This window comes from Halorientalis regularis, from assembly GCF_023698535.1.
Classification (GTDB): domain Archaea; phylum Halobacteriota; class Halobacteria; order Halobacteriales; family Haloarculaceae; genus Halorientalis; species Halorientalis regularis.
On sequence record NZ_JALJCL010000002.1, the window covers coordinates 143,515 to 156,197 of the forward strand.

Annotated in this window: 13 protein-coding genes; 4 read left to right on the plus strand and 9 right to left on the minus strand. The window is 64.7% G+C overall.

Annotation, left to right across the window (positions count from 1 at the left end; genetic code table 11):
- Positions 1-13: 13 nt before the first annotated feature.
- On the minus strand, positions 14-1,360 hold the full coding sequence (locus tag MU521_RS02990) for an alkaline phosphatase family protein (RefSeq protein WP_092689538.1): 1,347 nt from the start codon (positions 1,358-1,360) through the stop codon (positions 14-16).
- 484 nt (positions 1,361-1,844) lie between these two features.
- The gene (locus MU521_RS02995) at positions 1,845-2,375 is read right to left on the minus strand and encodes an inorganic diphosphatase (RefSeq protein WP_092689540.1); all 531 of its coding nucleotides are present in this window, start codon (positions 2,373-2,375) and stop codon (positions 1,845-1,847) included.
- 318 nt (positions 2,376-2,693) lie between these two features.
- Here MU521_RS02995 and MU521_RS03000 point away from each other — a divergent pair, with 318 nt between their 5' ends.
- Positions 2,694-3,053 (plus strand): PadR family transcriptional regulator, encoded by a 360-nt coding sequence (locus MU521_RS03000; RefSeq protein WP_092689543.1) that lies wholly within the window; start codon positions 2,694-2,696, stop codon positions 3,051-3,053.
- On the opposite strand, the gene MU521_RS03005 is transcribed toward MU521_RS03000, so the two are convergent.
- Together MU521_RS03005 and rnhA are read right to left on the minus strand one after the other, a co-directional pair.
- Positions 3,050-3,673 carry a DUF7108 family protein gene (locus tag MU521_RS03005; protein ID WP_092689545.1) on the minus strand — a complete coding sequence of 208 codons (624 nt, stop codon included), beginning with the start codon at positions 3,671-3,673 and terminating at the stop codon, positions 3,050-3,052. The genes MU521_RS03000 and MU521_RS03005 overlap by 4 nt on opposite strands.
- On the minus strand, positions 3,666-4,259 hold the full coding sequence (gene rnhA / locus MU521_RS03010; protein WP_092689548.1) for a ribonuclease HI: 594 nt from the start codon (positions 4,257-4,259) through the stop codon (positions 3,666-3,668). The genes MU521_RS03005 and rnhA overlap by 8 nt, the downstream gene beginning before the upstream one ends.
- A 192-nt stretch (positions 4,260-4,451) precedes the next feature.
- Between rnhA and MU521_RS03015 the strand changes: the two genes are divergently transcribed.
- From MU521_RS03015 to MU521_RS03025, 3 genes are all read left to right on the plus strand, one after another.
- Positions 4,452-5,417 carry a transcription initiation factor IIB gene (locus MU521_RS03015; RefSeq protein WP_092689550.1) on the plus strand — a complete coding sequence of 322 codons (966 nt, stop codon included), beginning with the start codon at positions 4,452-4,454 and terminating at the stop codon, positions 5,415-5,417.
- A 61-nt stretch (positions 5,418-5,478) separates the two neighbouring features.
- The gene (gene nreA, locus MU521_RS03020; RefSeq protein WP_092689553.1) at positions 5,479-6,735 is read left to right on the plus strand and encodes a DNA repair protein NreA; all 1,257 of its coding nucleotides are present in this window, start codon (positions 5,479-5,481) and stop codon (positions 6,733-6,735) included.
- 58 nt (positions 6,736-6,793) lie between these two features.
- On the plus strand, positions 6,794-7,060 hold the full coding sequence (locus tag MU521_RS03025; protein ID WP_092689556.1) for a LapA family protein: 267 nt from the start codon (positions 6,794-6,796) through the stop codon (positions 7,058-7,060).
- Here MU521_RS03025 and MU521_RS03030 read toward each other — a convergent pair.
- The 5 genes from MU521_RS03030 to MU521_RS03050 all read right to left on the minus strand — a co-directional run bounded on the left by MU521_RS03030 (position 7,057) and on the right by MU521_RS03050 (position 12,658).
- Positions 7,057-7,494, minus strand: a complete 438-nt coding sequence (locus MU521_RS03030; protein WP_092689559.1) for a DUF302 domain-containing protein — start codon at positions 7,492-7,494, stop codon at positions 7,057-7,059. The two genes, MU521_RS03025 and MU521_RS03030, sit on opposite strands and share 4 nt — an antisense overlap.
- 133 nt (positions 7,495-7,627) lie before the next feature.
- Complete coding sequence (locus tag MU521_RS03035) at positions 7,628-9,286, minus strand: sensor histidine kinase (RefSeq protein ID WP_092689561.1); 1,659 nt, start codon at positions 9,284-9,286, stop codon at positions 7,628-7,630.
- 378 nt (positions 9,287-9,664) lie between these two features.
- On the minus strand, positions 9,665-9,952 hold the full coding sequence (locus MU521_RS03040; RefSeq protein ID WP_092689564.1) for a DUF5789 family protein: 288 nt from the start codon (positions 9,950-9,952) through the stop codon (positions 9,665-9,667).
- Positions 9,953-10,040: 88 nt separating this feature from the next.
- On the minus strand, positions 10,041-11,120 hold the full coding sequence (locus MU521_RS03045; protein WP_092689567.1) for a tubulin/FtsZ family protein: 1,080 nt from the start codon (positions 11,118-11,120) through the stop codon (positions 10,041-10,043).
- Positions 11,121-11,167: 47 nt separating this feature from the next.
- A complete protein-coding gene (locus tag MU521_RS03050) occupies positions 11,168-12,658 on the minus strand; it encodes a CARDB domain-containing protein (RefSeq protein WP_092689570.1) in 1,491 nt (496 codons plus the stop codon).
- Between the last annotated feature and the right edge of the window lie 25 nt (positions 12,659-12,683).

Sequence of the window (12,683 nt, forward strand, 5' to 3'; positions counted from 1 at the left end):
TGGGACCGAACGCTCAGGACAGCAGTGTCGAACCGTCGAAGGCGGTCCGGTCGTACTCGATGTCGAGCAGGTCCATCAGCGTCGGGGTGATGTCCAGCAGGTCGGCGTCGTCGATGCGTGCGTCGGGGTCGTCGACGAACAGACAGGCGTTGTCGAAGCTGTGCATGCCGTTGCGCGGCCCCTTCCCGAAGACGTCGTCGTCGCCCTTGAACCCGGACTTGAGATCGAAGCCGTGGTTCGGGACGACCACGAGGTCGGGCGCGATGTCGTCGTGGTCGCCGCGGAAGGCGTCTTCCCGGGTGACCACGCGGTCGGCGACCTTCCGGCCGTCGGGGCCCTCCAGCGCTTCGAGTTCGGCTTTGAGTTCGTCCCGGACGGCCTCGTACTCGTCCTCGGGGACGCTCCCGCGAGGTTCCCGGTCTTCGAGGTTGATGTAGAAGCGGCCGGGGATCAGCGAGTAGGCCGTGCTGTCCTCGGCGATGTCGCCCAGTTTGTCGTGATCGTCGTCCTCGTAGCTGAGCCAACCGTTCTGGGCGAGCCACTCGTTGCAGTGGACCTCGTAGTTCAGCGTGGTGAAGCCGTGGTCGGAGGCGACGACCATCGTCACGTCGTCGGGGAGCAGCTCGCGCATCTCGCCGAGGTACCGGTCGACTTTCCGGTAGAACTCGAGGAACTCCTCCTTGTACTCGCCGTCGTTCTCGTAGTCCTCGAACAGGAAGTGGTTGACCCGGTCGGTCGTCATGTAGACGCCGAAAAACAGGTCCCAGTCGTCCTGCTCGATGTAGTTTTTGAACGCCTCGTGGTTGCGGTCGATGGTCTCGTGGGCGTCCGCGATGAAGTCGGACTTGTCGTCGTCGTGCCCGAGCTTGGCGTTGACGTCGATGCGGTAGTCGATGTCGTCGAGGTAGTCCCGGAGGTCGTCGGGGTAGGCCGCCTTGTCGATGCCGGGCGAGAGAAAGCCCGAGACCATCCGCTGCACGTCACGCTGGGGCGGGAACGTGACGGGGACGTTCATCACCGTCGCCTGCCGGTCGGCGTCGTGGACGCGGTCCCAGATCCGGGTGGCCTGTACGTCCCGACCCATCGGGACGTACGTGTCGTAGGACCCCACTTCCCGGTCCTGGAAGCCGTAGACGCCGGTCTCGCCGGGGTTGACGCCGGTCGTCAGCGACGGCCAACAGGCGCTCGATTCGGGGGGCACGATACTGTCGATGGCCCCCGCGCTACCCTCCTCCGCGAGTGCGGCGAGGTTCTCGAACTCGTCGAAATGCTCCGCGAGCATGCTGTACGGTACCCCGTCGATACCGAAGAAGGCAACACGGGGACCGTCGTCGCCACGAAGCCGGTCGAACAGACCCATACCGCTCGTTACCGGGAGCGGGCACAAGAAGCTTCTTTTCGCGGTGGAATATCGGCGGCCGTCCGGGACACCGGCAAAACCTGTCCTTACTCCCGCTCGATGTCGTCGTCCGACGGCTCCTCGTTGGACTCGAAGTTCTCGGGGACCACCGTCACGTGACACATACCGACGGACTGTCGTTCGGTCGACATCACGTCCGAACGTACGACCGCGACACCCTAATAATTACCCATAATCATAATACATCGGCGGACGGTCGGGCGATAACTGAGAGGTATCGGCGGGGTGTCAGGGGTCGCGTCGTCGGCGAGCCACGCAGGTCGGGACGGGCCGAGAGCGACGGAGCCGTCGGCCGGTCGCCCGTTATCCCGGCATCCGTTGCCGGAATCTCGGGGGCAGCTGGCCGTCGAGGACCGGCCGGCGGGGAGAAACGATTCACACACTGCTCGTGGGCGGTCTGTGAACCGAAAATGGAGGGGTTCGGTTAGAAGTTCTCCTCGTAGAGGTCCATCGCGTGTTCGATGGCGTCTTTGGCGGCCTGCTTGTCCTCCCAGCCCTGCGTCTCGACTTCCTTGCCTTCCTCGAGGTTCTTGTAGGTCGCGAAGAACTCGTCGATCTCGTCGAGTTGCTGCTGGGGGATGTCCGAGAGGTTCTGGATGTGATCGAAGCGCGGGTCCTCGGTGGGGACGGCGATGACCTTGTCGTCTTGTTCGCCGTCGTCGTCCATCTTCATCAGCGCGACCGGGCGGGCTTCGATGATACAGCCGGGGAACGTCTGGTCCTCGACGAGGACGAGCACGTCGAAGGGGTCCTCGTCGTCGTAGTAGGACTGCGGAATGAACCCGTAGTCGGAGGGGTAGTGGACGTTGCTGTGGAGGACCCGGTCCAGCACCACGCCGGGAACGTCCTTGTCGTACTCGTACTTGTTGCGCTCGCCTTTCAGGCACTCGACGACCGCGTAGATCTCTTCGGGCGGGTTCGGCCCAGTTTCGAGGTCGTTCCAGAGGTTCGTCATCACCTGCCCGTGCGACAGCGGGCCAAAAAGTACTTTCGTAATCCGTGTCCAACGGTAGACGAGCGCCGGTTCTCCATCGACGACCGAACCCGTCGCACGCGAGCGGACCCGTGTGGACCGGGTGTCCGTCATCACTGGCTTGTATCGTGCACTAATAAGAGATCAGACATGAGAATGCCTGAAACGCCCCACCAGCGTACAACAATATTCATTCCGACACGAATCTGCAAGGAGAAATCACGCGACGCTGGCCTCGAATCCGGAGGAACTCCGTTCGAGTTAACAAGGGTTAAATGCCTTGATGACATTTATCTAAGCATGTCAGAGACACAAACTGTGGAGGCTGACCTGGAGGTCGCGCGCGAACTCACGGCGTTTCAGCGGAACATTCTGGTCATTCTGAGTGAGGAACCCCGATACGGTCTCGCTATCAAGCGCGAACTCGAGACTTACTACGACTCGGAAGTCAATCACGGGCGGCTCTATCCCAACCTCGACGACCTCGTCGAGATGGGCCTCGTCGAGAAGAGCGAACTCGACAAGCGGACCAACCAGTACTCGTTGACCGAGGCCGGTCACGACGTGCTCCTCGACCAGCTATCCTGGGTGTTCGGCCGCTTCGTCACGGACGACAGTCGCGCCGACGAGCTCGAAGCGCTCATCGACGAGCAGCGCTAGACGGAGTCAGCGACGTCGAGTGTGAGCGCGACCGAACGGTCGATTCGGTCACGCTGTTTCTCGCTCGGCCACGCGTTGCGCGGGAAGTACTCGGTTACGAACTCCTCTATTTGGTCGTCGGTCGCGGAGTCGATGGGCTGGGCGTAGTGGTTGTGCATGAACTCCGCCAGCGCGGCGGCGTTCTCGCCGTGGACCGCGCCGTGTTCCTCGGCGACGGTCTCGGCGATTTGACGGTTGCGTTCCGCGACAGTGTCCCAGTCCTCGCTGTCACCGGGGCCATCAAGCGGTCGCTCGATGCCCCGGTCTACGTCCTCGACGGCGTCCATCTGGACCACGCCGTCGTCGAGCCACTCCTCGGGGTGAAGCACCAGCGTGTCGTGGGCGTCGTCCTCGCGGACGCGGGCGGTGAACTCGTACTCGGCGAGCAGGTTGGCCCGTCGCTCCCGGTAGGCCGCCGCTTCCCCCTCGTCGACGGCCTCGCGTGCGAGCCGAGTCAGTCGTTCGACTTCGTCGAGTACGTCCTGTGGTACCTCGGCGGATTCGTCGGCCGCGTCGTCCCCCTGTTCGTCGTCCAGTCGCGCGACCGGCGCGTCCTCGGGGTCGGGTGTCTCGTCAGTCATCGTCGAGTGCGTCGTTTGCAAGTTCGTCGGCGCGTTCGTTTATCTCCCGCGGTACGTGGGTCAGCGTCCAGTCGTCGAAGCGCGCCAGCAGTTCTCGGACCGTCACCCGGTGTTCGCGCAGTTGCGGGTCGTTGGCGTCGTACTCCCCGCGGACCTGCTTGACGATCAACTCGGAATCGCCCCGCACCTCCACGGTGTCGAACCCGAAGTCCCGGGCCACTTCCAGCGCCTTCGTCAGCGCCTCGTACTCGGCCTGATTGTTGGTGGCTCGGCCGATCCGCTCGCCGCCTTCGGTGACGATGCCGTCGTCCGTGACGACGACCCAGCCGACAGCCGCCGGCCCGGGATTGCCGCGGCAGGCCCCGTCGAAGTAGACGTGTGCACGGCCGCCCCCGTCCTGAAGGAGCGCCTCGATGGCCTCGGGGGACTCCCCCTGCACGACGACCTTGTCGTCGTAGGCGACGGCCGTGGCACCCCCGTGGGTGGCCCGCCAGCACTCGTGCTCCGTGTTCCCTTCCTGCACGTCGACGCCGGCCTCGGCCAACCGCTCGCGGGCCTCGGCCACGTCACACTCGATGACCGGCATCGAACTCCACTCACCAGTGCCCGGGCTTACCGTTTGTGGTCGCCGCCGAGCGGCGGCGAGCCTCCATCCGGTGCAGAAATAGCCGAAAGCAAGCGGTAACGGCCCGGAGAAAGTGTCTGACGCACGCAGTACGAACCATAAGATATTTGTCCAAGAGTTTAAGTCGTCACGTCGTACTACTATAAAAGTGCGATGACACGGTCCACCCGTCAGCGGGAGCGCGAGCGCGAGGCCGAGACCGAATCAACCGATCAGGAGGGGGTACGTGCCTGTCCGGAGTGTGACTCGGACAACCTGGTCAAGGACGCCGATCGCGGCGAACTGATATGTGACGACTGTGGTCTGGTCGTCGAGGAGGAGAACATCGACCCTGGGCCGGAGTGGCGGGCGTTCAACCACCAGGAACGACAGGAGAAATCACGGGTCGGGGCCCCGACGACGAAGACGATGCACGACAAGGGGCTGACGACCACCATCGACTGGAAGGACAAAGACGCCTACGGGCGCTCGATCTCCTCGAAAAAACGGAGCCAGATGCATCGCCTGCGGAAGTGGCAGGAACGCATCCGGACCAAAGACGCCGGCGAACGGAACTTGCAGTTCGCTCTCTCGGAGATCGACCGCATGGCCTCCGCGCTCGGCGTGCCTCGGTCGGTCCGGGAGGTGGCCTCGGTCATCTATCGGCGGGCGCTGAGCGAGGACCTCATTCGGGGACGCTCCATCGAGGGCGTCGCCACGTCGGCGCTGTACGCGGCCTGCCGGAAGGAAGGCATCCCGCGGAGTCTCGAAGAGATTTCGGAAGTCTCCCGGGTCGAACGCAAAGAGATCGGCCGAACCTACCGATACATCAGCCAGGAACTCGGCCTGGAGATGGAACCGGTCGACCCGAAAAAGTACGTCCCGCGCTTCTGTTCCGAACTCGATCTCAGCGAGGAAGTCCAGTCCAAGGCCAACGAGATCATCGAGACCACCGCCGAGAAGGGCCTGCTCTCGGGGAAATCGCCGACCGGTTACGCGGCCGCCGCCATCTACGCCGCCTCCCTGCTCTGTAACGAAAAAAAGACCCAGCGGGAAGTGGCGGACGTGGCCCAGGTCACCGAGGTCACCATCCGGAACCGCTACCAGGAACAGATCGAGGCGATGGGCATCCACAGCTAGGGCGGCGTCCCAGCGCCCGGACGGGACAGATTCTTGGCACGGAGCCACCAAGGACAGACAGATGCGGCTCGACGAGTTCATCGAGGACTTCCAGCGCGACGACTCGGCCGACCTGCGCCGGCTGGCCGAGGAGAAGTCCTACGCGATCACCGAGTACCTGGACGACGTGGAGCGCCAGCTCGACGAGACCGTCCAGGGCGACGCCCTCTTCGGGTCGACGGCCCCCTCGATCTTCGTCGGGCGGTCGAACTATCCCGACGTGTCGACCGGCCTGCTCTCGCCGGTGGCCGGCCCCGAGACCGACCCGACCGACTACGTGACCAGCGGCGAGTGGTACCAGCAGGGCTACTCCATCGACGACGTGTTTCAGCGCCGGACGGGCCTGCTCAACTCGACCCGTTCCGCCAGCGTGAACGTCGAGGACGTGTGGGACGGCTTCGTCGGCGTCCAGCGCGAGGTCGCCATCGCCGACGAACCCGTCGACGTGGAGATCGGCCTCGACGGCCAGCCCGATCTGGACGTGGATCTGGACGACATCGGCGCACCGCGTGGCCCTCGCGCCCGCGCCCGTGACGCCGAACTCGCGGAGAACCCCTCCGTCCCACTGGAAGTCGAGAAGACGCTCGAAGACGACGACTGGCGGGCCGACGGGGCGATGACCTACCTCTACCGTCGGGGATTCGACGTGTACGAGATCAACAAGATACTCTCGGCCGGCGCGCTGGGGCAGGGCGCGAACCGCCGGCTCGTCCCGACCCGCTGGTCGATCACCGCCGTCGACGACACCGTCGGCCAGTACCTCCGGGGGACCATCCGCAACGTCAACTCCATCGACCGGACGGAGGTCCGGGTCAACGAGTACATGGGCAACACCTACTGGGTCATCATGACGCCCGGCCAGTGGGAGTTCGAACTCGTGGAGCTGAAAGCGCCCGGGAGCATCTGGAACCCCGACCCCGAGGCCGGCATGTACATGGCCGCCGACAGCGAGGGCTACGAGGGCCGCACCGACTACGTCGACGAGACCTCCGGCGCGTACTACGCCACTCGGCTCGCCGTTCTCGAACACCTGCAGGAACGCGGCCGACAGGCCAAGGTCCTCGTGGTCCGGCACGCTTCCCCCGAGTACTGGGCCCCCGTCGGCGTCTGGCAGATTCGCGAGGGCGTCCGGCACGCCTTCGAGCAGGAACTGGGCGAGGCCGAGAGCTTCCGGGACGCGCTGACCGAACTCGCGCCACACTTCCCCGTCTCGCTGGCGCAGTTGCGCCGCAAGTCCGAGCTGGTGTCGGGGTTGCAGGCACAGATCACGGACTTCTGAACCGTCGCGCTCGCGCCACGCCGACAGAGTGAAGCGCGCGCCGTGAGTACCGGCGCGCATGGTCGCGCCCTCGGTTCCGTCGCCTGCAGCCCTCCCTGCCGGTCCGCTGGTCGTCCCCGGCGTTCCAGGTGCGCCGGAACTGTTCGTCATCCTGCTGATCGCGATCCTCCTCTTTGGCCTCCCGCTGGTACTCGTCGCCGGCGGGTACTTCTATCTCCGCCGGGACGAGAGTATCGAAGAACTGGAGCAACGGATCGCCGACCTCGAAGCCGAACGGGCGGCTGGCAACGACGAACCCGCCGGGACGGACGACGAGCAGTCCTAGAGGTTCTCGAAGGCTTCGTCGACGAGTTCGCCAGTCGTCGCGACGATGTCGGCCCACGCCTCGTCGTCTTCGGCCAGGCCGAGCAGGCGGGCGACGCGCATGATCGAGAGGTGGTACACTTCCTGTGTCCCGGGTTCGGCTTCGCGGACGATCACGTTACACGGCATCAGCCCGCCGAGTTCGATGCACTCGTCGAGCGCGCGGTCGGCCACCTCCGGGTTGCAGGCCCCGAGGACGTAGTAGGGGTCGCGGTCGGCACCGATCTTTTCGGCCAGCATGTCCGAGACGGAGAACTCGACGGCGACGCCAAAGCCGGCGTCGGCGAAGGTCTCTCGGGTGTGCTCGATGGCCTCGTCGTGGTCCATCGAAAGCGTCGCGCGTTTCTCGCCGATGTCACCGGACTCGATCAGACTGGGATCTACGGGTAGCGTCATCGTCGAAGATCGATCGTCTGCGGGCAAAAAGCTACCTGAACCACGCGTCGAGGCGGCCCCGGACTCGTTCTCGGTATCGTCGTGGGACGGAGGTCGGGACACTCCGGAAGAGGCCGCTCACTCCCGTCGATGCTTACTGTCCGGTAGAGTCGGCTAGCCCTGCCGGCGACTGGTCACCAGTGACCGAGGCCGTCAGGTCCGTCGGCGCACCAGTGATCACGAGCCGGAACCCATCGCCGTACTCCAGATCGACCGTGACGTCCCAGCCCTGCGTCCGGACCAGCATCTCCAGGTTCGGGAGGATCATACCGGTGTCCGCGTCGGGAACGGCCCTGCCGTACTGGAAGAACGCTTCCACGTCCGTCTCGTCCGGGGTGTCGCCGTCGTCGACGATCTCGAATCCGTCGTCCCGGAGTGTGACGGTGACAGTCGCTGCGTCGTTGTACGCGGCGAACTCGAACCCGTACCGGAGTATCTTGCGGAGGCGGCCCTCGTCCGCCCGGATACTGCCGTCACCGCTCACAGCGAGTTCGAGGTCGCCCGTCTCGGCGTCGGTGAACGCATCCCTGGCCACCGTGGCGAACGGAACCGACTGCACATCCTCGACCGTCTGTCCCTCCCTGGCCAAGACCGAGAGGTCGTCCACGGTGTCGGCCATCGAGCGCGAGCTCTCCGAAGCCTTGACCAGCGACTCGTTGGCTTCCTGCACGTTTCCGTTCCCCAGCGCTCTGTCCGCGTGTGCCAACCGGCCTTCGACGACCTGCAGCGTGTTGAGGAGGTTGTGCCTGATGGCCGCCGCGAACCCTTCGAGCTGTGCGTTGTGTCGCTTCAGCTCCCGGCGTCGCGTTTCCGCTTCCGTCACGTCCGTGAACACCACCGACCGAACGATGTTCGTCTGCCCGAGCGTCGCGGATATATCGTTGATCAGGTAGTACCGCGTGTCACCGTCGCGGTTCCATTCGAGGACCTGCTCCGTATCGCCGAGCCGTTCGGCCGCCGCCGGGAAGACCGAATCGAACGGTTCTCCGGTGGCGTCGGCGAGCATGGGGAACTCCCGGTCGGCCCGGTCACTGGTGCGCTGTATCCGACCCTCGGGACCGATGTGGACGATCGCTTCGTCGACGTCCTTCGCGAGCTGGACGGCGAAAAACCGGTCTTTGAACAGGTAAAGGACGCCGACTGCGAACACGGCGACACCGAGTGGTTCGTAGTTGACGTCCAGCAACACGTCGGTCGCGAACCCCGTGACGTCGAGTGCGACCGGGACAGCAGTCGCGGCCCCGAGGACGGCGAGCGGTGTCGTGTCGTAGTTCGCCTCCAGAAACATCTCGTAGAGCATGAACAGTCCGACGCTGGCCAGCGAGTAAGCGATGCCCGAGACGAGCCAGTGGATGATCCCGTGTTCGACCGCCAAGTGTAGGAACGGCGTCGCGGTCAGTTCGGTCGCGAAGTACAGCCCGTGGATCGGGTTCGTCAGTTTGATTCCGACGATCACCAGATACACGGCGACGGCGGTGTCCCGGTAAAGCCGATTCTTGTGGAACGACCGACCGGTGTAGGCCGAACAGAAGTACAACCACGCGCCGACCGTCGCCAGGCCGACGATGAGGCTGAGTTCGTACATCCAGTAAGCGACGGCTGGACTCGGAACGACGAGCAGCCCCAGCTCGAAAAACGCCCACCCGCCGGTGGTGGCCAGCAAGGCGACCAGCCCACGGCTCGTTTCGTCGTCCTCGATCTTCCTGGCCCGCATCGCAGCGACGAGACACACGACCGTCGCAGCGCCAAACATCAGGAAATACCCGAGAAATTGCCAGGACCAATCCGTAGGTAGCATCGTTCTCTAGTTGGGCCAGACAACATTAGTATTTGCTCCGCTATTTCATTGTATGATAATCGAAAGTGCCGTCCAGAGTTCCTGAGAATGCAGAAAACTTCGTTCGAAATCAGTTGTCGAAATATACTATCGAGATAGAGTCGTGGGTCGAGAGTCGTCGTGCCCCCGTACGTAGGGGGCGCGATATGTCGGAATACGAGACAACTATTGGGTGGAGCGAACCGAGACGGTACTCGGTCGGTCCTGGGTAGTGGATCGGTTCGGTCCGTCGGTGACGCCGGAAGTGGTGAACGATGTCCACGTTTGGCCGGGCATTCGACCGAAAGCCGGGGATTACTCGGCGGTCGGGACGGGGCCGGTGCCGACGACCTCGCGGACCGATTCCTCGAACTCTTGGCGGCGCTGGAAGTAGGTCTCCTCGACTTCGTCGAGTACGTCGCCGAGGTCGCGGGGGCCGTCGGGCGTCCGGATGGTCGTGTCGCCCTCGCGCTGCTGGATGTAGCTCTTTTTCGCGCCCCACATCAGTCGCGCCGAGACCTGCGCCAGCGGCACACCCTCGACTGGTTCGCCGTCACCGAGCTCGACGGCAGGCCCCTCGTCTTCGGATTCGTCCTCAGCCATGACTGGCACTTCTCGGGGGCGCTGATTAGTTGTTTCGAAGAGCTACGAGACAGACACCAGCGTCGAAAAATCCGACAGGCGGCCGGGGCTACATCAGGTCGTCGAGTTCGTCGTTCTGGAAGGCGTCTTCGGCGCTCTCCTGAGGGTCCTCCTGCTGTTTGCTGGCCTCGCGGGCCCGGTCCATGAACTCCTGGACGCGCTGGGAGCGTTCGACGCCGCCCAGCAGGACCAGCGCGGCGATGCGCTCGCTACTGAGTGGGAAGTCGCCACCCCGAACTTCGAGGCTACCGGTCTCCTCTTCGAGCCACTTGCGGGCGCGTTCGACACCTTTGCGGGCGATGCGGTCGGGGTGGCCGGCGATCACGAGGAGGGCTTTGTCGGCTTCGACGGCCTGGGGGAGGGAGGTGCCGGTGAGGAGGGCTTTCCGCGCGGTGGAGGTGATGGCGTTGATGTTCTCGCCGGCGTCCTCGTCGGCCAGCGCGGAGGCGTAGCCCAGCGAGGCGATGCCCCCGTTTTTGAGCGTGTTGATGATCTCGCTGGAGTCGACGACCGATTCGCCGACGCCTTCGACGATCTCACCGGCCGCCAGCAACAGGCCGACGCGTTCGGCGATGCGGTCGTTGATCGCCGCGAACCCTTCCTCGATGCTCTCCTCGGAGGTCTTCCAGGCGTCGTTGTCGATGACGAGGACGGAGTCGGCTTCCCTGGTGAATGTCTTCAGCGAGCGGCCGGCGTTGGCCTGGTAGATCGCACCCTCGTCGCGGCCGGGGAGGACCGCGAGGCCGTAGATCGGCATCGTGTAGACGCGTTTGAGTTCGCGGGCGAGCATGGGCGCGCCGCCGCTCCCGGTGCCACCGCCGAGGCCGGCGACGACGAAGACGGCGTCGGCTTCGCTGGTGACACGGCCGTCGAGTTCGTCCATGACCTCGGTGGCCTCTGCCTGCATGATCTCGGCCCCGAGTTCGTTGTCGCCACCGACGCCGTGTCCTTTCACCCGGTCCTGCCCGATCAGCATCGTGTCGATGTCGAGATTCTGGAGGTCCGCACGCGCCGTGTTGACCGCGAAGGCACCCTGGACCGCCTCGAATCCGCGGTCGTAGTCGAATTCCGCGAGGGCCTGCGCGATCTTCCCTCCTGCTTGTCCGACACCAATCAGGACGACTTTCATATCATCACCAACGTGAGTCCGACTAATCAAAGGTGGGGGCGGGCCGACTACCGCTTCATATCGAGATCGAAGTCGAAGACCAGCTCGTTGCGCCCCGCCTCGGCCGGAATCCCGAGTTCGGCGTTGATCTGGTTGCTGATGTTGATGTATCCGTAGACTTCGCCACAATCCTTGGCACTCCCGACGGCGAAGTCGTTGGAGACGACGGTGGTCTCGTTGGCGTCGTTCAACCGCATGCCCGAGACGAGGTCGGTCGACGAGCTCGGTGATTTCGGCTCGTAACTTTTCTCCGTCGAGAGCCGCAGCGGGACGTTCGGGATGTGGCAGGTGTCGTCCGAGATCGGGTCACCGCGTTGCGCCCACGGGACGCCGACGTGGTCGACGTTCCAGACGGTGACGTTTATCTCGGCGGTGCCCTGGCCGGTGATCTCACCCGTCGTCAGGTCGAACGTGCCCGACACCCCGTCGGTCGTGGTGATGTTGGCGGCGTAGTATGCGGCACCGACCGCCGTGTCGGTGATCGACCCGGTGACCCGCGAGGTCTGGAACTCGCCCTCCCAGGTGTCGGTCTCCGCCGAGACGTTGCCGGTCAGGACGATGCACGGGTCGATGGGCAGGTAGTCCGGGTGTTGCTGGACGTACTCGCCGGTCGGCTTGAAGTTCCGACACTCGGTGAAGTCGATCACGAACGAGTCGTTGCCGATCCCGGTGTGCAGATACCCGGTCTCGCCTTCCACGTATCCCCTGAACGACGACGGTCGGAAGGGCAACACCGTCCCGCCGTCGCCGCCGTCCGACTCGTTCACGACGCTCACGCTCGTCGTGGCGGTGTCGTTGGCGGTCGTGACCGTCGCGGTGTACTCGCCCGCGTCGCCGGGCTGTGGCGTCCACGACAGGGAGACGGTGGTAGTCGCCCCGGCCGCGAGATCGACCTGCCGGCTGTCCGCGGACTGGCCGTCGACGGTGAGTTCCACAGTCCCCGTTCCGTCTCCGGAACCGGTGTTCTCGACTGTCGCGACGACGGTGAGCGTCGCCGTCTCCTCGACCGGGGAATTCGTGTCCGTGACCGTCGGCACCAGAACCACGCTGGCCTGCTCGTCACCGGTATCGCCATCGCCAGTGTCGTCGCCATCGTCGGGTTCGCTGTCGCCGTCGTCACCGAAGTCGGACGACGGTGCGTCGTCGCCGTCCGTGCCACCGAAGGAGGGGGCGTCGTCGCCGTCACCGAACCCGAAAATCGGCGCGTCACCGTCATCGCCGCCGAAGCTAAAACCCGGTTCGTCGTCCCCGCCACCGAAGCTGAAGCCCGGTTCGTCACGGTCGTCACCGCCGAAATCGAAGTCGGGACTCCCGTCGGCGAACTCGAAGTCGACCGACGAGTCGGGACCGGCGTCGAAGTCGAACTGTCGTTCCGTACTGTCGGCGTCGCCGTCGTCGACCTGTGCGACTGCCGTGCCGATACCGGCGGTCGCGACGAGCGCGGCCGTGAACAGCGTCACCAACGTCACCGTTACCGTGTGGATGTCTGTGTCGTGCATGGCTGGTAAGTCCCCGCGAGAGCGC

What these genes read in the sequence shown, in the direction of transcription:
- MU521_RS02990 (WP_092689538.1), bottom strand. Translation starts at nt 1,360, where the DNA reads ATGGGTCTGTTCGACCGGCTTCGTGGCGACGACGGTCCCCGTGTTGCC.
- MU521_RS02995 (WP_092689540.1), bottom strand. Translation starts at nt 2,375, where the DNA reads ATGACGAACCTCTGGAACGACCTCGAAACTGGGCCGAACCCGCCCGAA.
- MU521_RS03000 (WP_092689543.1), top strand. Translation starts at nt 2,694, where the DNA reads ATGTCAGAGACACAAACTGTGGAGGCTGACCTGGAGGTCGCGCGCGAA.
- MU521_RS03005 (WP_092689545.1), bottom strand. Translation starts at nt 3,673, where the DNA reads ATGACTGACGAGACACCCGACCCCGAGGACGCGCCGGTCGCGCGACTG.
- rnhA (WP_092689548.1), bottom strand. Translation starts at nt 4,259, where the DNA reads ATGCCGGTCATCGAGTGTGACGTGGCCGAGGCCCGCGAGCGGTTGGCC.
- MU521_RS03015 (WP_092689550.1), top strand. Translation starts at nt 4,452, where the DNA reads ATGACACGGTCCACCCGTCAGCGGGAGCGCGAGCGCGAGGCCGAGACC.
- nreA (WP_092689553.1), top strand. Translation starts at nt 5,479, where the DNA reads ATGCGGCTCGACGAGTTCATCGAGGACTTCCAGCGCGACGACTCGGCC.
- MU521_RS03025 (WP_092689556.1), top strand. Translation starts at nt 6,794, where the DNA reads ATGGTCGCGCCCTCGGTTCCGTCGCCTGCAGCCCTCCCTGCCGGTCCG.
- MU521_RS03030 (WP_092689559.1), bottom strand. Translation starts at nt 7,494, where the DNA reads ATGACGCTACCCGTAGATCCCAGTCTGATCGAGTCCGGTGACATCGGC.
- MU521_RS03035 (WP_092689561.1), bottom strand. Translation starts at nt 9,286, where the DNA reads ATGTTTGGCGCTGCGACGGTCGTGTGTCTCGTCGCTGCGATGCGGGCC.
- MU521_RS03040 (WP_092689564.1), bottom strand. Translation starts at nt 9,952, where the DNA reads ATGGCTGAGGACGAATCCGAAGACGAGGGGCCTGCCGTCGAGCTCGGT.
- MU521_RS03045 (WP_092689567.1), bottom strand. Translation starts at nt 11,120, where the DNA reads ATGAAAGTCGTCCTGATTGGTGTCGGACAAGCAGGAGGGAAGATCGCG.
- MU521_RS03050 (WP_092689570.1), bottom strand. Translation starts at nt 12,658, where the DNA reads ATGCACGACACAGACATCCACACGGTAACGGTGACGTTGGTGACGCTG.